Origin of the sequence: Rivibacter subsaxonicus (assembly GCF_004217215.1) — a bacterium.
Classification (GTDB): Bacteria; Pseudomonadota; Gammaproteobacteria; order Burkholderiales; family Burkholderiaceae_C; genus Rivibacter; species Rivibacter subsaxonicus.
In genome coordinates this window covers 1-16,594 of the sequence record NZ_SHKP01000010.1, presented here as the reverse complement: position 1 = coordinate 16,594, position 16,594 = coordinate 1, and the positions used below count along the sequence as shown (strand labels likewise).

The 16,594-nt window shown below is 69.6% G+C and carries 15 protein-coding genes; 11 read left to right on the top strand and 4 right to left on the bottom strand.

Annotated elements, in window-relative coordinates; all coding sequences use genetic code 11:
• Genes nagZ through EV670_RS17835 form a run of 3 tightly spaced genes read left to right on the top strand, consistent with a single transcriptional unit; the run spans nucleotide 1 to nucleotide 3,787 of the window.
• The gene (nagZ, locus tag EV670_RS17845) at nucleotides 1-1,494 is read left to right on the top strand and encodes a beta-N-acetylhexosaminidase (RefSeq protein ID WP_242617042.1); all 1,494 of its coding nucleotides are present in this window, start codon (nucleotides 1-3) and stop codon (nucleotides 1,492-1,494) included.
• 35 nt (nucleotides 1,495-1,529) lie between these two features.
• Nucleotides 1,530-2,879 carry an MFS transporter gene (locus EV670_RS17840; protein ID WP_130434704.1) on the top strand — a complete coding sequence of 450 codons (1,350 nt, stop codon included), beginning with the start codon at nucleotides 1,530-1,532 and terminating at the stop codon, nucleotides 2,877-2,879.
• Nucleotides 2,879-3,787, top strand: a complete 909-nt coding sequence (locus EV670_RS17835; protein WP_130434702.1) for a glycoside hydrolase family 16 protein — start codon at nucleotides 2,879-2,881, stop codon at nucleotides 3,785-3,787. The genes EV670_RS17840 and EV670_RS17835 overlap by 1 nt, the downstream gene beginning before the upstream one ends.
• 4 nt (nucleotides 3,788-3,791) lie before the next feature.
• Here the strand turns inward: EV670_RS17835 and EV670_RS17830 are convergent, their stop codons facing one another.
• A complete protein-coding gene (locus EV670_RS17830) occupies nucleotides 3,792-4,529 on the bottom strand; it encodes a GntR family transcriptional regulator (protein ID WP_130434700.1) in 738 nt (245 codons plus the stop codon).
• Nucleotides 4,530-4,966: 437 nt separating this feature from the next.
• Here EV670_RS17830 and EV670_RS17825 point away from each other — a divergent pair, with 437 nt between their 5' ends.
• The 4 genes from EV670_RS17825 to EV670_RS17810 all read left to right on the top strand — a co-directional run bounded on the left by EV670_RS17825 (nucleotide 4,967) and on the right by EV670_RS17810 (nucleotide 11,689).
• Entirely contained in the window at nucleotides 4,967-7,591 is a 2,625-nt protein-coding gene (locus EV670_RS17825; RefSeq protein WP_130434698.1) for a TonB-dependent receptor, read from the top strand.
• Between the two features lie 116 nt (nucleotides 7,592-7,707).
• Nucleotides 7,708-8,415: a DUF6445 family protein gene (locus EV670_RS17820; protein ID WP_207225102.1), complete on the top strand. Its 708-nt coding sequence runs from the start codon at nucleotides 7,708-7,710 to the stop codon at nucleotides 8,413-8,415.
• Between the two features lie 142 nt (nucleotides 8,416-8,557).
• A complete protein-coding gene (locus tag EV670_RS17815) occupies nucleotides 8,558-9,574 on the top strand; it encodes a glycoside hydrolase family 18 protein (protein ID WP_130434696.1) in 1,017 nt (338 codons plus the stop codon).
• 54 nt (nucleotides 9,575-9,628) lie between these two features.
• Nucleotides 9,629-11,689, top strand: coding sequence for a M13 family metallopeptidase (locus EV670_RS17810; protein ID WP_130434694.1), 2,061 nt, complete (start codon nucleotides 9,629-9,631; stop codon nucleotides 11,687-11,689).
• 10 nt (nucleotides 11,690-11,699) lie between these two features.
• Here the strand turns inward: EV670_RS17810 and EV670_RS17805 are convergent, their stop codons facing one another.
• The gene (locus EV670_RS17805) at nucleotides 11,700-12,578 is read right to left on the bottom strand and encodes an MBL fold metallo-hydrolase (RefSeq protein ID WP_130434692.1); all 879 of its coding nucleotides are present in this window, start codon (nucleotides 12,576-12,578) and stop codon (nucleotides 11,700-11,702) included.
• An 81-nt stretch (nucleotides 12,579-12,659) separates the two neighbouring features.
• Here EV670_RS17805 and EV670_RS17800 point away from each other — a divergent pair, with 81 nt between their 5' ends.
• From EV670_RS17800 to EV670_RS17785, 4 genes are read left to right on the top strand one after another with little or no spacing between them, the layout of a single operon-like run.
• Entirely contained in the window at nucleotides 12,660-12,980 is a 321-nt protein-coding gene (locus tag EV670_RS17800) for an ArsR/SmtB family transcription factor (protein ID WP_130434690.1), read from the top strand.
• 5 nt (nucleotides 12,981-12,985) lie between these two features.
• A complete protein-coding gene (locus tag EV670_RS17795) occupies nucleotides 12,986-13,420 on the top strand; it encodes a YeeE/YedE family protein (protein WP_130434688.1) in 435 nt (144 codons plus the stop codon).
• Between the two features lie 10 nt (nucleotides 13,421-13,430).
• A complete protein-coding gene (locus tag EV670_RS17790; RefSeq protein ID WP_130434686.1) occupies nucleotides 13,431-13,871 on the top strand; it encodes a DUF6691 family protein in 441 nt (146 codons plus the stop codon).
• 9 nt (nucleotides 13,872-13,880) lie between these two features.
• Nucleotides 13,881-14,522 (top strand): DUF599 domain-containing protein, encoded by a 642-nt coding sequence (locus tag EV670_RS17785; protein ID WP_130434684.1) that lies wholly within the window; start codon nucleotides 13,881-13,883, stop codon nucleotides 14,520-14,522.
• Here the strand turns inward: EV670_RS17785 and EV670_RS17780 are convergent.
• Nucleotides 14,519-15,220 carry a DUF6064 family protein gene (locus tag EV670_RS17780; protein ID WP_130434682.1) on the bottom strand — a complete coding sequence of 234 codons (702 nt, stop codon included), beginning with the start codon at nucleotides 15,218-15,220 and terminating at the stop codon, nucleotides 14,519-14,521. The genes EV670_RS17785 and EV670_RS17780 overlap by 4 nt on opposite strands.
• On the bottom strand, nucleotides 15,220-16,155 hold the full coding sequence (locus tag EV670_RS17775) for an aldo/keto reductase (RefSeq protein WP_130434680.1): 936 nt from the start codon (nucleotides 16,153-16,155) through the stop codon (nucleotides 15,220-15,222). Before EV670_RS17775 ends, EV670_RS17780 begins: the two co-directional genes overlap by 1 nt.
• Nucleotides 16,156-16,594 lie beyond the last annotated feature (439 nt).

Sequence of the window (16,594 nt, the reverse complement as noted above, 5' to 3'; positions counted from 1 at the left end):
ATGAACAGCAACACGATCCGCCCCGGCCATCTGGTGATGGTCGACATGGATGGCACCTCGCTAGCCGCCGCCACCGCCGACTTCATCCGCGAGCACGACATCCGCGCGGTCTGCCTGTTCCGCAAGAACCTCGGCAGCGAGGCCGAGGTCAAGCGCCTCTGCGCCGATTTGCGCGAGCTGATGGGGCCCGAGGCGCTGATCGGCATCGACCAGGAAGGCGGCTCGGTGGTGCGCGCCACCTTCCTGCCGCAGCCGCCGGCGGCGATGGCGCTTGGCGCCGCCGATGACGAGGCGCTGTCCGAGGCCATCGGCGCGGCCGTGGCGCGCGGCCTGCGCGGCCTCGGTATCAACTGGAACTTCGCGCCGGTGCTCGACATCAACAACAACCCGGCCAACCCGGTGATCGCCGAGCGCAGCTTCGGCGAGGAGCCGGAGCGTGTGACGCGCCTGGCCGGCGCCTGGATGCGCGGCTCGCTGGCCGAGGGCGTGGCCTGCTGCGTCAAGCACTTTCCCGGCCACGGCGACACGCATGTGGATTCGCACCATGCGCTGCCGGCGGTCGACAAGACGCTGGCGCAGCTCGAGGCGCTCGAGCTCAAGCCCTTCCGCGCATTGGCGCCCATCGCGCCCGCCGTGATGACGGCGCACATCGTCTACCCGCAGATCGACCCCGAGCATCCGGCCACGCTGAGCAAGCGGGTGCTGACCGGCATCCTGCGCAAGGCCATGGGCTACGACGGCGTCGTCATCACCGACGCGCTGATGATGAAGGCGATCCACGAGCGCTACGGCCATGCCCGCGCCGCGGTGCTGGCGCTGCAGGCCGGCGCCGACCTGGTGCTGGCGCAGGGCGCGCGCCACGAACAGCTAGCGGCGATCGAATCGATCGATGCCGCGCTGCGCGACGGCAGCGTGCCGCTCGCACGCGCCGACCAGGCACGCGGGCGCGTCGCCGCGCTGGCGACCCGCTTCCCGATCCGCGCTGAGTCGTACGCCGACGAGCAGCGCGCCAGCGATGACGCGCTGATGCGCGCCGCCTGGGCCCGTGGCCTGGTCGCGCTCGGCGCACCGCGCCCGCCGCGCGCCGACGAACGCCTGCGCGTCTTCACTCAGCGCAGCGTGCCCTGCGATGGCGTGTCCGAGGCCGGGCCTTCGGCCGAGCAGATCGCCGCGCTGTTTGCCGGCTTCAAGGACGTGGAGCTGATCGCGCTCGCCCGCCTCGACGATCTCGACGGCGCCTCGATGCCGCGCGACGGCCGCTTCAACGTGCTGGCCTCCAACCACCGCGCCCGCTACGGTGCCGCCGCGGCCGGCTGGCGGCCGGACCTGCACCTGGTGCTGTGGAACCCATACCAGGCGCTCGACGTGGCGGCCGCGGCGCTCGTCAGCTGGGGCTACGCCGATGGCGCGCTGGCCGCGGTCAAGGCCTGGCTCGACGGCCGCGCCGACGCCCTGCCCACGCCGCCGGTCACTCTCGCCCCGCGCGCCGCCTGAACGACCGCGCCCCGACTTCTCCTGCCAGCCCGCCGATGACCACCGCCGACCACACCGCCCCCGCCGTCACGGTAAAGAAGCGCTCCCCGATCAGCTGGGTGCCGACGCTCTACTTCGCGCAAGGCCTGCAGTTCTTCGTCGTCATGCTGATCGCCGGCCTGATGTTCAAGAGCATGGGCGTGGCCAACGACCTGATCGCGCGCTGGACCGGCGTGCTCGGCCTGGCCTGGGCCTTCAAGCCGCTGTGGAGCCCGTTCCTGGAGATGGCGCGCAGCAAGAAGCTGATCGTCGTCGCGCTGCAGTTCACCGGCGCGATCGGCCTGGCGCTGCTGGCGCTGGCGGTGCAGTTGCCGATGTTCTTCGCGGCCAGCATCGCGGTGCTGTTCCTGCTCGCCTACGCCTCGGCCACGCATGACATCGCCTGCGACGGCCTCTACATGGCAGCACTCGACGCGCGCTCGCAGGCCGCCTACGCCGGCTGGCAGGGTGCCTTCTTCAACGCCTCGAAGTTCCTCACCCTCGGCGGGTTGCTGGTGCTGGCGGGGCATCTTGAAAAGAGCGTCGGCGTGCACAACGCCTGGAGCGCGATCTTCGTGCTGCTCGCGGTGCTGCTGGCCGCCATCGCCGCCTACAACGCCTGGGCGCTGCCCGGCACGCTCAACACCGGCCATGCCGACCTCACGCTGGCCAGCGTCACTCGCACGCTGCGCGACGTGGTCGGCGACTTCCTGTCCAAGCCGGGCATCGGCCTGGCGATCCTGTTCATCGTGCTGTTCCGCGCCGCCGAGGGCCAGGTGCAGACCATCGGTCCGCTGTTCATGCTCGAGGCACGCGACCAGGGCGGCCTGGGCCTGACGACCGACCAGATCGGCATCGTCTACGGCACCGCCGGCACGCTGGCCTTCCTGCTCGGCAGCATCCTCGGCGGCTACTTCACGTCGTGGCTCGGCCTCAAGCGCGCGATGTTCTTCCTGATCCTCGGCATGATGGTGCCGAACCTGGTGTTCGCCTGGCTCGCGCATGCACGACCGAGCGACCTCAACGTGATCGGCACCGCAGTGAGCATCGAGATGTTCGGCTACGGCTTCGGCTTCGTCGGCATGATCCTCTACATCATGCAGGCGGTGGCGCCGGGCCGCTTCCAGACCGCGCACTACGCCCTGGGCACCGGCGTGATGCAGCTTGGCTTCATCCTCTCCAAGACCATCAGCGGCGACATCCAGCTCGCCCTCGGCTACGAGCGCTTCTTCCTGTGGACGGTGCTGTGCGGCCTGCCGGTGCTGGCGCTGATGTTCTTCGTCAGGATCCCCGGACGCAGCGACGCGACCTCAACCGCGCCCGACGCCGCGGTCGACGCCGTCGGCAACAAGCCGGCCGGCGCCTGATGCGCATCGCCGTCCTCGCGCTGACGCTGGCTCTGGCCTCGGCCGCGCAGGCTGCCGCGCCGGCAGCACCGGCCATCTTCTTCGACGACTTCGGCGATGCCGACACCGCGACCCTCGCCGCCGGTGGCTGGACACTGCGCGCCGCCGCCGGCCACCCCGGCGTGCCGGGCGCGCGCTGGGCACCGGAGCTGATCAGCCTGGTCGATGACCCGGCCCGCCCCGGCAACCGGCTGCTGCGCATGGAGGCGCGCACCGACGGCACGCCGCAGGGCACCGCCCAGACCCAGCTCTGCCAGGCGCGCAAGTTCCTGCGCGGCACCTACGCGGCGCGGATCCGCTTCAACGATCGGCCGCAGTCGGGCATCGACGGCGATCCGGTGATCCAGACCTTCTACGCGGTGGCGCCGCTCAAGCACGACTTCGACCCGAACTTCAGCGAGGTCGACTTCGAGTACCTGCCCAACGGCGGCTGGGGCAGCCCGGACACGCGGCTCTACGCGATCTCGTGGCAGACGGTGCAGATCGAGCCGTGGCAGGCCTTCAACGCCAGCCACGAGGAACGCCGTGCGCTCGACGGCTGGCATGTGCTGATGGCGCAGGTCGCGCAGGACCACGTGCGGGTCTTCCTCGACGGCCGCGAACTCGCGCGCCACGCCGGTCGCAACGTGCCGGTGCAGCCGATGGCAATCAGCTTCAACCTCTGGTTCTCGCCCGGCGGCCTGCTGCCGGCGAGCGCCGAGCCACGGGTCTGGCGCCAGGACGTGGACTGGGTGTTCCACGCCCGCGACGCGATGCTGTCGCCGGCGCAGGTGGAGGCCGCGGTGCAGGCCCGGCGTCGCGCCGGTCATGCCCGCGTCGACACGGTCCCGGCGGCAGAACCCGCGCTTCCGAGCCGCTGCGACTTCTGAACGCTCAGGCGCTGAGCTCGGCGACGAAATCGTAGGTGTCGCCGCGGTAGTAGGAGTGGCTCAGCTCCACCGCACGCCCGTCGCGCAGGAAGCCCAGGCGCTCGACCAGCAGCCCGGCGTCGCCCGGCTCGGCCTGCAGCAGCCGGGCCTGCTCATCGTCGAGCAGCAGCGCGCGCAGCCGCTGCAGCGCGCGCACCGGGCGGTTGCCCGCCTTCTGCAGCGCCTCGTAGAGCGACTCCTGCACCGCGTCGATCGACGGCAGGCACGAGGCCACGACGGTGGCGTACTCGAGCGCCATCGGCGCATCGTCGGCATAGCGCAGGCGGTGGAAGCGATAGACCAGGGTGCCCGGGCTCAGCGCAAGCTTCAGCGCCTCGTCGGGCGAAACCGTGCCCTCGGTTCGCTTGAGCCACTCGCTGCGCGGGACCTGGCCGCGCGACTGCATGTCCTCGTGAAACGAGGTCAGCTTGGCGAAGTTCTTGTCGATGTGCGGCCGTACGAAGTTGCCCGAGCCCTGGCGGCTGACCAGCAGCCCTTCCGCCGCGAGACCGTCGATCGCCTTGCGCACCGTGATGCGCGAGACGCCGAGGTCGATCGCCAGCTGGCGCTCCGAGGGCAGGGCGTCGTCCGGCCCGAGCAGTTGCTTCTCGATCGCCTCGCGCAGCGCGCGCTGCAGTTGCTGGTAGAGCGGCTGGCTGCTGGCGGGATCGAGCGCGCGCAGGGTCTTGGCGAGCGATTTCATGCTGCTGCGGCCCTCCTTGGCCGCCGGGGACTTGAGGCGAAATGCCGCGCCGCATCGGCGCGCCCCCTCGTCGCCGAACCAAAATAATACCAATAACGCGCCAGTGGGCGCACCAGCAGCATCACCGAGCGCACCAAATGACAACCGCCGGCGCTCCGCAGCTCCTGCGAAATAGTTGCAACAAAGCCGCGGATTCTCGTTTCTACCAAGTGGTAGCAAACTGGCTCTAAGTGGTACTCTTCTTGGCGTCGAATTTCCATCGCTGGCATGCAGTCTGGCACTACCAGTAGGCCCACCGGTCACGCGCCAGGACGGCGGCGGAAACAGGCAGCAACAAACCAGAGCAGCAAGGGCCAGACACGCAGTCAGGCACCGAATCGCCCGATCAATCCATCGGCCAAGGGCATCCCGAGGCCACAACACCGCAGAGGTGAGCAATGAAGTGCAACCACACCCCCGTCGCATCGGCCGTGGCGCTCCTGTTGATGAGCGCCGCCTTCGCGGTGCAGGCCCAGCAGGCCGCGCCCGCAGCACCCGAGACGAAGGCCGATCTGGAAACGGTCACCGTCACCGGCATCCGTGCCTCGCTGGCAACGGCCGCGAACGTCAAGCGGAACGCCAACGCCGTGGTGGACGCCGTATCCGCCGAGGACATTGGCAGGCTGCCCGACGCCGACGTGGGCGAAGCTCTGGGCCGCATCCCGGGCATCTCGGTGGGTCGCGATTTCGGCCAGGGCGCTTCGGTTTCCATCCGTGGCACCGACCCGCAGATGACCTACACCACCCTGAACGGTCAGTCGGTGGCCTCCACGGGCTGGTATGACCAGAAGTCGGTCGACCGCTCCTTCAACTACTCCCTGCTGCCCGCCGAGCTGGTCGGCGGCCTGAAGGTGTACAAATCGTCGCAGGCCGACCTGACCGAAGGTGGCATCGGCGGCACCGTGATCGTCAATACGCGCAAGCCGCTGGACCTGGACGCCAACACCGTCTTCGGCAGCCTCAAGGTCGGCAAGGGCACGATCAGCGACACGAGCGGGGATGTCTCGGGCCTCTACAGCTGGAAGAACGACGCGAAGACCTTTGGCGTGCTGGTCGCCGGCGTGTTCGAGAAGGGCGACTACATCCGCCGCGGCGTCGAAGCCGACATGCGCTGGTCTGGCGACGTGGCGCCCACGACCTTCGTGCAGGAGCGCGAGCGCAAGGCCCTGAACGTGACGCTGCAGGCCCGTCCGGCGGATGGCTTCGACATCGGCCTGAACTACCTGCACCTGGAGCTGGATGCCAACAACTCCAACACCAGCCACTACATCTTCACGGGCAACTCCGGCAATTGCCAGCAGACCAATGCGGCGGGCCTGTGCACGCTGCACACCCGCGACACGGCCAGCCCGGCGACGGACAACGTGTTCCTGCAGAACTGGATCCGCAAGGCCTCGATGGATTCGGACAGCCTGGTGCTGGACGGTGCCTACAGGGGCGACGGCTTCAGGCTGTCCGGCGTGGTCGGCACGACCAAGGCCACCGGCGGCACCGACCAGACGGCGAACTTCGCCTACGGCCAATGGGCCCCGGTCACCGGTGCGGCCAACCTGCCGTTCTGGACCGGCACGATCGACGCCCGCGGCAAGCAGATTGCCATCCATCCCAGCTCCAACCAGAGCATCGGCGTCGGCAACCTGCCCGCCACCTCGGCGCCGGAAAGCTGGGCCTCCGGCCGCGGCCCCAACGAGGACAAGGAAAACTTCGTCCAGGCGGACGGCACCATCGACATCGACTGGAACGGTCTGAGCTCCTTCAAGACCGGCGTGCGGGCGAGCGACCACACGTTCACGCGCACGGGTTTCCGTGGCGTGCACGCGGCGACCGCCCTCCCGGGCGACACGGCCAGCCTGTACAGCGGCAACCTGGACGTGGTGGGCGGCTGGAGCGTTCCGCGTCCGAACATCGACGCCGCGCTGGGCCTGGCCTCGGCCAACATCAGCAACTGGGTTGAAGACCGCTCGGCCTACGCGCAGCTGAACGAAAAGAACTCGGCCCTGTACGGCATGCTCGAGTTCGAGAAGGAAGCCCTGCGCGGCAACTTCGGCCTGCGCTACATCCGCACCGAGGTCTCGGCGACGGGTTTTGCCTTCGACGGCACCCCGACGACCGACGTCGGTCAGAACAACGGCTGGAGCACGAACAAGGTCACCGAGAAGCAGACCTACGACGACTTCCTGCCGAGCCTGAACGTCGTCTACGACCTGCGCAAGGACACGCTGCTGCGCTTTGCTGCCGCCCAGGCGATCACCCGTCCGAACTACGACAACATGTTCCTGACGTCGGTGGTCGGCTTTGACGACACCAACGCCTCCAACGACGCGTTCAACTACGGCTCGCCCACCCTGAAGCCGCAGAAGTCCAGCCAGTTCGACCTTGGCATCGAGCACTACTACGGTCGCGGCAACGTGGTGGCCGCGGCGATCTTCTACAAGAAGATCAACAACTTCGTCACCACGCAGACCCTGCTGAACCAGAGCGTCGGCGTGGTGAGCCCCGACACCGGCCTCGACAACTGGACCGTCAACCGCTACATCAATGCCGGCGGCGGCAAGATCAAGGGCATCGAGCTGCAGGGCAACCATGCCTTCGACAACGGCTTCGGCGTAGCCGCCAACTACACCTACTCCGATGCCACGGCGCCAGCCACCAGCTACCAGGACGAAATCAACGTCTTCACGCTGTCCTCGCGCAACAACGTCAACCTGGTGGGCTACTTCGAGAACGAAAGCTACTCGGCCCGTCTGGCCTACAGCTGGCGCTCCAAGTACATGGTTCGCGAGAACGGCTGGTACGGCAACCGCTGGCACGACGACATCGGCAGCCTGGACCTGAGCCTCGGCTGGAACATCACCAAGAACCTGCGCCTGACCTTCGAGGCGGTCAACCTGACGAAGGAAGACTCGGTGCAGTACGGTGCTGGCAACGCCCCGGCGCAGCGCCCCTCGCTGCGCGACGGCTTCCCGGCCTGGTCGTTCGAGGGTGAAACCACCTATCAGCTTGGCGTGAGCGCCAGGTTCTGATGGCGGGCGAGCTTCGGCCCGCCTTTCCGAGAAGCCCGGCTCAGGCCGGGCTTTTTTTATGATCGAGCCAGCGCCCCTCGCTGCGCACCCACGAACCTGCCCCAGCGGCCCGTCCCATGAGTCCGCCCGTCGCCATCCGCATGCCCCCCGACGTCCGATCCGTGAACATCGGCGGGCAGAACATCGTCTTCATCGACAACTTCCTGCAAGACCCGCAAGCCTTGGTGGAAGCCGCCTGCCAAAGCCGCTTCGAGCCGTCTGCCACGCGGGCCGAAGGGAAGGGCTACCCGGGCCTGCGTGCCGCGGCTCCGGCGGCCTACACGCAAGCGCTCACGGAGTTGCTGGACCCGCTCATCAGGATCAATTTCCAGGTGCCGGAACAACTGGACATCAAGGTGGGACTGAGTGCCTTCTCCCTCACCACCACCCAGCCCGAAGAACTGGGGCCGCTGCAGCGCACACCGCACTTCGACGCCAGCACGCCGCACTACATGGCGGCCTTGCTCTATCTGTGCGACGAAAGCCATGGCGGCACCGGCTTTTACCGCCACAACGCCACGGGCTTGCAGCGGATCACTGCCGAGGATCGCGAGCGCTACCTCGACGTCTATCACGCAGAAGTCAAGCGCCGCACCCCGCCGGCGCGCTACTTCGACCGCTCCGACGAGCAGTTCAGCTTTCTCGGCATGATGCCCGCCCGCTTCAACCGCCTGGTGGTGTATCCCGGCAGCTTGTTGCACAGCGCCTGCATCAACCCCGCCCGCAGTTTGAGCAGCGACCCGCGCCAGGGCCGGCTGACGGTCAACACCTTCTACGACCTCTGAGCAGCCTGGGCCCATGACCGCGCCCGGCGCTCACCTCGCGTTCCAGCGTCGACCTGTGGTGAACGACTGGCGGCGAAGAACCTCATCGAACATGAAGAACGGCCAACATCAAGCACTCGCAAACGCACGACGTATCCGCGCAGTGGTCGCCACCACTGCACTCGCGCTGGGATCGATCTCGACTACCGCGTTCGCGCAAGAACGCGGCGCGCCGGTCGACCGCTTTGTCTTCGGCCCCTACAAGGATCTCGCGCAGTCGCTGGAGCCGGCAGACCCCCGCATGGCCACCGCGGTGAGCGGCAAGCGCACGCTGCTGCCGGCGGCCGAGGTGCTGCCCGCCGGCAGCACGCTGAGCTGGGCCTTCGCGGTTGGCGAATGTGGCGCCGAGCGCTGGATCGGCCTCGATGCCGACCTCGTCGCGCGGGCCAACGTCGCGGCCTTCGAGAAGGCCGGCATGCCCTACATCGTCTCGACCGGCGGCGAGGGCGGCGTGTTCACCTGCGCCAGCGACGAGGGCATGGCGCGCTTCATGGCGCGCTACGCATCGAAGATGCTGCGCGGCTTCGACTTCGACATCGAGGGCAAGCAGACCCCGGCCGAGGTCGACTCGCTGGTGCAGCGGGTCAAGACGGCGCAGCGCCGGCATCCGAAGCTGCGCTTTTCGTTCACGGTGGCCACCTTCGCCGCCAGCGACGGCGGCGGCGCCAGCCTCAACGCGCTCGGCGACACGCTGATGGCCGCCATCAAGCGCCACCAGCTCGGCGGCGCCGTGATCAACCTGATGGTGATGAACTACGGCCCGGCCTCGGCCGCCCATTGCGTGGTCGGCAAGGACGGCCGCTGCGACATGCACGCCTCGGCGCTGCAGGCCGCGCACAACCTGCATCGCAAGCACGGCGTGCCCTACAACCGCATCGCGCTGACCGCGATGCTGGGCCGCAACGACGTCGCGGAGAACGTGTTCACGCTGGCCGACGCGCAGGCGCTGGCACGCGATGCGCGCGCGCTCGGCCTGGCCGGGCTGCATCACTGGTCGCTCGACCGCGACCGCGCATGCCCGCCGGACAAGGATGCGCTCTCGCCGACCTGCCACTCGCTGCCTGGGCTGGAGCCGCTGGCCTTCACGCGGGCGTTGGCCGCCGGCGACCAGGCGCGCTGAGCCCGGCGCAGGCCACGGCAGACTGCGCGTCTTGCCGTCACGCCCGCACCCTCGATGCCGCTGTTCTCCCCTCGTCGCCTCGCCCCGCTGCTGGCGCTGTTGCTTCTCGCCGGCGCGGCGCCGGCCCGGCAGCCGCAGCCGCTGAGCACGCTGCCCTACGCGCCCAGCCTCGACCCGAGCTCGCTCGACCGCGAGGTCGACGCCTGTGTCGACTTCCACCGCTTCAGCTGTGGCGGCTGGATGAAGAACAACCCGATCCCGCCCGACGAGGCCGGCTGGAGCGTCTACGCCAAGCTGCAGGACGAGAACCTGCGCTACCTGTGGGGCCTGCTGATCGCCGCGGCCGAGCCGGGCTCGGCGCGCGCGGCGCATGAACAGAAGGCGGGCGACTACTTCGCCGCCTGCGTGGCGGCGGAGACCGCGGCCGATGCCGACACCGGTCTCGCCGCGCTCGCCGGCCCGCTGGCCGCGATCGAGCAACTCGACTCGCGCGCGGCACTGGCACCGCTGCTGGCCGGGCTGCATCGCCTGGGCGCCGGGCACAGCCTGTTCCGCTTCGGCGCCGAACAGGACGCCGCCGACTCGAGCCAGGTGATCGCGGTCGCCGACGCCGCCGGTCTCGGCCTGCCCGACCGCGACCACTACTTCAAGCGCGACAAGGCCTCGCTGGCGCTGAAGCGCGCCTACCAGGCCCATGTGGCGCGCAGCTTCGAGCTGGCCGGCGCCACGCCGGTGCAGGCGCGCTCGGCGGCGCGCGAGGTGCTCGGCATCGAGACCGCACTGGCCGCGGCCTCGCTGACCAGCGAGCAGAAGCGCGATCCGCGCGGCGTCTACCACCGCATGACGCTGGCCGAGCTGCAAGGCCTGGCGCCGGGCTTCGACTGGCGCGCCTACCTCGAGGCCAGCGGCGTGGCGGCCGACACCGCGCTCAACGTGACTCAGCCGCGTTTCATGCGGGCGCTCGGCGGGCTGCTCGCGGGCCGGCCGCTTGCCGAGTGGAAGAGCTACCTGCGCTGGCACCTGCTGCGCTCGCAGTCACCGTATCTCTCGCCGGCCTTCGCGCAGGCGCATTTCGACTTCTACGGCAAGACGCTGGAGGGCATCGAGTCCATGCCGCCGCGCTGGAAGCAGTGCGTGCAGTGGGTCGACCGCGACCTCGGCGAAGCGCTCGGCCAGATGTTCGTGGAGAAGACCTTCGCGCCGGCCACGCGCGACGCCGCGGTTGCGATGACGCGGCACATCGAGGACGCGATGCGCGCCCGCATCGAGGCGCTCGACTGGATGAGCGAGCCCACCAAGGCCGCGGCGCTGGCCAAGCTCCAGGCCATCTCCGACAAGGTCGGCTACCCCGAGCGCTGGCGCGACTACGGCGGGCTGGCGATCGCGCGCGAGGGCTTCGTCGGCAACGTGCAGCGCAGCCTGGGCTTCGAGCGCGCGCGGCAGCTGGCCAAGATCGGGCGCCCGCTGGACCGCGGCGAATGGTTCATGACGCCGCCGACCGTCAACGCCTACTACGACCCGCAGATGAACAGCATCAACTTCCCGGCCGGCATCCTCCAGCCGCCGCTGTTCGATCCACGCATGGACGACGCGCCCAACTACGGCAACACCGGCGCGACCATCGGCCACGAGCTCACCCATGCCTTCGACGACGAGGGTCGCCAGTTCGACGCCCAGGGCAACCTGCGCGACTGGTGGACCAAGCAGGATGCCGCCGCCTTCAAGCAGCGCGCGCAATGCGTTGTCGACCAGTACTCGCATTACACGGTGGTCGACGAGATCCGCATCAACGGCCGCCTCACGCTCGGCGAGGACGTGGCCGACCTCGGCGGCACGATCCTCGCCTACGCCGCGTGGAAGGCCGCGACCGCCGGCCAGGACCTGCAGGCGCGCGACGGCTTCACGCCCGAGCAGCGCTTCTTCATCGGCATGGCGCAATGGGCCTGCGGCAACGAGCGGCCCGAGCGGCTGCGACTGCAGGCGCTGAACGACCCGCACTCGCCGGCGCGCCACCGGGTCAACGGCGTGCTCGCCAACATGCCCGAGTTCGCGCAGGCCTTTGCCTGCAAGCCGGACCAGCCGATGGTGCGCGCCAAGCCCTGCCGCGTGTGGTGAGCCGTCGTGCTCAGCGGTGCAGCGGCAGCGCGTTGAGCGGGATGCGCAGGTAGGCCACCCCGTTGTCGTCGGCCGGCGGCAGTTGGCCGGCACGTACGTTGACCTGGATCGACGGCAGGATCAGCGTCGGCACCTCGAGCGTGGCGTCGCGCGCCTTGCGCATGGCGACGAACTCGTCCTCGCCGACGCCGTCGTGCACGTGGATGTTGAGTGCGCGCTGCTCGGCCACCGTGGTCTGCCAGGCCGGCTCGCGGTTGGCGGGCGGGTAGTCGTGGCAGACATACATCGTGGTCTGCGGAGGAAGGGCGAGCAGGCGCCGCATCGAACGGTAGAGCTGGTGCGCGTCGCCGCCGGGGAAGTCGGCCCGCGCGCTGCCGACGTCGGGCATGAACAGCGTGTCGCCGACGAAGACCGCACCGTCGACCAGGTAGGCCATGTCGGCCGGCGTGTGGCCCGGCACCAGCAGCGCGGTGGCCTCGAGCTCGCCGATGCGAAAGCGCTCGCCGTCCTTGAACAGGTGGTCGAACTGGCTGCCGTCGGGCAGGAAGCCGCGCTCCAGGTTGTAGAGCTTCTTGAAGGTAGCCTGCACCGCGCGGATGTGCTCGCCGATGGCGATGCGCCCGCCGACCCGCTGCTGCAGGTAGCGCGCGCCCGAGAGATGGTCGGCGTGGGCGTGGGTCTCGAGGATCCAGTCGACCTGCAGCGCATGCCGCTCGAGGTAGTCGAGCATCAGGTCGGCCGAGGCGGTGCCGGTGTGGCCCGACTTGAAGTCGTAGTCGAGCACCGGATCGATCACTGCGGCACGGCGCGTGGCGTGGTCCCACACGACATAGGACACGGTCCAGGTCTGCGGGTCGAAGAAGCCTTGGGTCGTGCTGCGGGTGCTCATCGGGTACTCCGGGGATGTTCAATCAATCTGTGTGCACATGTTATATCTTTTGATATACTGTTGTCAAACCGGAGCCAACCCATGCCACGCTCGCGACTCATGATCGATCCCCAGGCCCTGCGCGCCGGCGCCACGCAGGCCGTCGGCGCGTTGAAGCTGCTCGCCAACGAGGACCGGCTGCTGCTGCTGTGCCAGCTCTCGCAGGGCGAGATGTGCGTCGGCGAGCTCGAGGAGCAGCTCGAGATCCGCCAGCCCACCCTCTCGCAGCAGCTCGGCGTGCTGCGCGGCGAGGGCGTGGTCAGCACCCGGCGCGAGGGCAAGAACATCTACTACAGCGTCGCCGACCGCTCGCTGCTCGAGATCCTGGCGCTGCTGCACCGCCTGTACTGTCCGAAGGAGTGATCACGATGACCATCGACTGGAACCAGTTCACGCCCTGGTCCGCGCTCGCGGGCGGCGTGCTGATCGGCATCGCCGCGGCGATGTTCCTGCTGCTCAACGGCCGCATCGCCGGCATCAGCGGCGTCATCGGCGGCTTGCTGCGGCCGGTGCGCGGCGACATCGGCTGGCGCGCGGCCTTCGTGCTCGGGCTGGTCGGTGCGCCGCTGGCCTATGCGCTGTTCGGCCAGTTGCCGACGCCGCGCGTCGATGCCGGCTTCGGCGCGCTGGTCGCGGCCGGGCTGCTGGTCGGCGTAGGCACCCGCTACGGCTCGGGCTGCACCAGCGGCCACGGCGTCTGCGGGCTGTCGCGGCTGTCGCCGCGCTCGCTGGCGGCCACGCTCGCGTTCATGGGCGCCGGCTTCGCGACGGTGTTCGTGACCCGTCACCTGCTCGGTCTTTGAGGAGCTCGCAATGCTGCCCGTTCTCACTTCCCTGCTCGCCGGCCTGCTGTTCGGACTCGGCCTGATCGTCTCCGGCATGGCCGACCCGGCCAAGGTGCTGGGCTTCCTCGACCTCGCCGGCGCCTGGGACCCCTCGCTCGCCTTCGTGATGCTCGGCGCCATCGCAGTTGGCGTGCTGGCCTTCTTCGTCGCGCGCGAGCGCACCGTTTCCCTCATCGGTGCCGAGATGAAGCTGCCGACCGCGCGCCATATCGATCGCCGCCTGCTGGCCGGCAGCACGCTGTTCGGCATCGGCTGGGGCATCGCCGGCTTCTGCCCGGGGCCGGGGCTGGTCGCGCTCGGCATGGGCGAGTTCAAGGCATTCGTGTTCGTCGCCGCGATGCTGGCTGGCATGGGCCTGTTCGAACTGGTCGAGCGGCGCCGGCAGGCGGCCGTCGCGCACGCTGCCTGAGCGCCCGCGATGAGCGAGACCCAAGCCTGGCTGGCCGCGGCAGCAACCGTCGGCGTGCTGCTCGGCTACGAGCTTGTGCTCGCGCTGGCCCACCGACGCGACCCGCAGCGGCTGGCGCGCTCGGCCCACGCCGCGTTGCGCGAGGAATGGTTCGCCACCCTCTCCGCGCAGAAGGGCTCGGAACTGCTGGCGGTGCAGACGCTGCGCAACTCGCTGATGTCGGCCACGCTGACCGCCTCCACCGCCGCGCTGGCGCTGATGGGTTCGGTAACGCTGGCGGCGCCGTCACTGCACGCCAGCCTCGGCGTGGCGCCGGCCGGCGGGCCCGCCTTCAGCGCGCGGCTGGCGCTCGAACTCGCGCTGATGGCGCTGCTGTTCGCCTCGCTGCTGTGCTCGGCGATGGCGGTGCGCTACTACAACCACGCCAGCTTCATCGGTTCGATGCCGGTCGAGTCCGAGGCGCGCCAGCGCTGGTCGAGTGCCGGCACCGTCTACGTGCGACGCGCCGGCGTGCTCTACAGCTGGGGGCTGCGCAACCTGATCCTGGTCGCGCCGATCATTGCCGCGATCGTCCACCCCGCGGCCGGGCCGGTGGCGGCGGTGATTGCGGTGGCGGTGCTGTTCGGCTTCGATCGCGTCGGTGCCGCCTAGGCTCGGCTCCACGCGCGGATCCCGAGGCCGACGACTGCCACCAGCGCCGCCAGCGGCATCACCACGGCATCCGGCGCCCGCATCGTCCACAGCGTCGCGCCGCTCACCGCGCACCACAGCAGCGGAATCGGCCACAGCAATGCCGGCAGCGGTCGTGTCCGTGTCTGGCCCTGCCTGACCGGCTGCAGCAACAGCAGCACCCCGAGCGTGAACACTACCGTCGGATCTGGAGCGAGGCCGAAGAACTCGGCCTGGCGCCACGCGCGACCGAACAGCACGCCGATCCACGGCTGAACGAAGAGCGCAAAGACCATCAGGCCGAGGCCGATCGCAGAGCTCGCCGCGCGCACCGGGCCCACGGACGGGCGCGCTGCGGCGCCGGCACCGGCCAGCAGCAGCATCAGGCCCTGAGTGGCAAAGGCGGCAGCAAACCAGGTCGCGGCCCAGTTGATGTCGGCGTAGCGCTGCAGATGGAAGGCCCACGCCACCCACAGCCAGCATGCGGCCAGCAGCAGCGGCACCGCGCGCGCCGATCGCGACGTGCCGCTGCGCACCAGCGCCAGGATGCCCAAGCCGAGGCCGATGCCAAAGAGCTGCGCCGGCCAGAGCTCTGCGTTGTAGAGCTCGAACTGCCGGTAGTAGGTGCGCGCAGAGAACAGCAGCAGGTCCGCCAGCTCGTAGCGCGAGCCCTCCGACATCACAGCGCCGCCACATGTTCGGCCATGCGCCTTCGCATCGCAGCGTCTGGCTGGCGGCCGCGGGCGGCGCCCAGGTTCTGCCGCACATGCGCCACGCTGGCGGTGGCCGGGATCGCGCAGGTGATCGCCGGGTGCGAGACGATGAACTTGAGCGCGAACTGGGCCCAGCCGTCGCAGTCGATCTCCGTCGCCCAGGCCGGCAGCGGATGGCGCTGCAGATCGCGCAGCAGCGCGCCCTCGCGAAAGGGCCGATTGGCGATGACGGCGATGCCGCGCTCGCGCGCCAGCGGCAGCAGGCGCTGCTCGGCCTCGCGGTCGAGCAGGTTGTAGCTGAGCTGGACGAAGTCGATCGGCTGGCTGCGCATCAGCGCCTCGATCTCGCGGTGGCGTCGGCCCTCCGAGGTCGTGATGCCGACGTAGCGCAGTTGCCCGGCCGCCTTCATCGAGAACAGCGTCGGCAGGTTCGCCTCCCAGCCCAGCAGGTTGTGCACTTGCAGCAGGTCGAAGCGTGGCAGGTTCCAGTGACGGCGCGATGCCTCGATCTGCGCCGGCCCGTCGGCGACGGTCCACACCTTGTCGGCGGCAAACACCGTTGCTGCGCCACCGAGCCGGGCCAGCCCCTCGCCGATGACCGACTGCGAGGAACCGTACATCGGCGACGAATCGATCATGCGCCCTCCTGCGGCAAAGAAGGCACGCATCACCTCGGCGCAGGCCTCGCGCGCCGCGCGGTCGCGGCCGACGTTGAAGGTGATCCAACTGCCGAGCCCGACCAACGGCAACGGCTCGCCGGTCGCGGGAATCGGCCGCGTGGCAAGGGGCGTTGGAGGGTCGGCCGCGACGCCGGCCCGGGTCCACGGCAGCGCAGCGGCGAGCAACGAGCCGCCTCGCAACAGTTCACGTCGACTCAGCGTGCTGCGGCTTTCGGCAGTCATCGGACAGTCTCCTTGCTGAAGGCCGCCACGCGCGTGGCGCGGGCGACGTGAGTGAGCGCGCTCGCCGCCTCGAAGTTCCCGCCGGCGTGACGGCGGACGCCGGATCTGGCCGCATGAGGCGGCGGCACCCCGGGGTCGGGCCATGCTAGCTTCGCTCATGACGACCTGACGCTGCCACGTCGCGCTGCGCGGCGGCTTTGCGCGCGACGCAGCGCTCGACGCACCGATCGACTGGGTCGCGCGCTCCGGCCCCGCCGCGCCTGATCGGGCACAGCAGGCGGCGACCAAAAGCAAAGGGCCACCTCTCGGTGGCCCTTTGCGCTGAGTGCACCCGCTGCCGGGACGCTCGTCAGTCGATCTTGAAGCTGAACTCCTGCACCGCACGCACCTCGCCGGCGCCGGCCACGCACTTGTACTGCATCATCGCGGCCTTCACCGC

What these genes read in the sequence shown, in the direction of transcription:
- EV670_RS17780 (WP_130434682.1), bottom strand. Translation starts at nt 15,220, where the DNA reads ATGTCGGAGGGCTCGCGCTACGAGCTGGCGGACCTGCTGCTGTTCTCT.
- EV670_RS17805 (WP_130434692.1), bottom strand. Translation starts at nt 12,578, where the DNA reads ATGAGCACCCGCAGCACGACCCAAGGCTTCTTCGACCCGCAGACCTGG.
- EV670_RS17775 (WP_130434680.1), bottom strand. Translation starts at nt 16,155, where the DNA reads ATGACTGCCGAAAGCCGCAGCACGCTGAGTCGACGTGAACTGTTGCGA.
- nagZ (WP_242617042.1), top strand. Translation starts at nt 1, where the DNA reads ATGAACAGCAACACGATCCGCCCCGGCCATCTGGTGATGGTCGACATG.
- EV670_RS17820 (WP_207225102.1), top strand. Translation starts at nt 7,708, where the DNA reads ATGAGTCCGCCCGTCGCCATCCGCATGCCCCCCGACGTCCGATCCGTG.
- EV670_RS17830 (WP_130434700.1), bottom strand. Translation starts at nt 4,529, where the DNA reads ATGAAATCGCTCGCCAAGACCCTGCGCGCGCTCGATCCCGCCAGCAGC.
- EV670_RS17825 (WP_130434698.1), top strand. Translation starts at nt 4,967, where the DNA reads ATGAAGTGCAACCACACCCCCGTCGCATCGGCCGTGGCGCTCCTGTTG.
- EV670_RS17840 (WP_130434704.1), top strand. Translation starts at nt 1,530, where the DNA reads ATGACCACCGCCGACCACACCGCCCCCGCCGTCACGGTAAAGAAGCGC.
- EV670_RS17785 (WP_130434684.1), top strand. Translation starts at nt 13,881, where the DNA reads ATGAGCGAGACCCAAGCCTGGCTGGCCGCGGCAGCAACCGTCGGCGTG.
- EV670_RS17835 (WP_130434702.1), top strand. Translation starts at nt 2,879, where the DNA reads ATGCGCATCGCCGTCCTCGCGCTGACGCTGGCTCTGGCCTCGGCCGCG.
- EV670_RS17790 (WP_130434686.1), top strand. Translation starts at nt 13,431, where the DNA reads ATGCTGCCCGTTCTCACTTCCCTGCTCGCCGGCCTGCTGTTCGGACTC.
- EV670_RS17795 (WP_130434688.1), top strand. Translation starts at nt 12,986, where the DNA reads ATGACCATCGACTGGAACCAGTTCACGCCCTGGTCCGCGCTCGCGGGC.
- EV670_RS17800 (WP_130434690.1), top strand. Translation starts at nt 12,660, where the DNA reads ATGCCACGCTCGCGACTCATGATCGATCCCCAGGCCCTGCGCGCCGGC.
- EV670_RS17810 (WP_130434694.1), top strand. Translation starts at nt 9,629, where the DNA reads ATGCCGCTGTTCTCCCCTCGTCGCCTCGCCCCGCTGCTGGCGCTGTTG.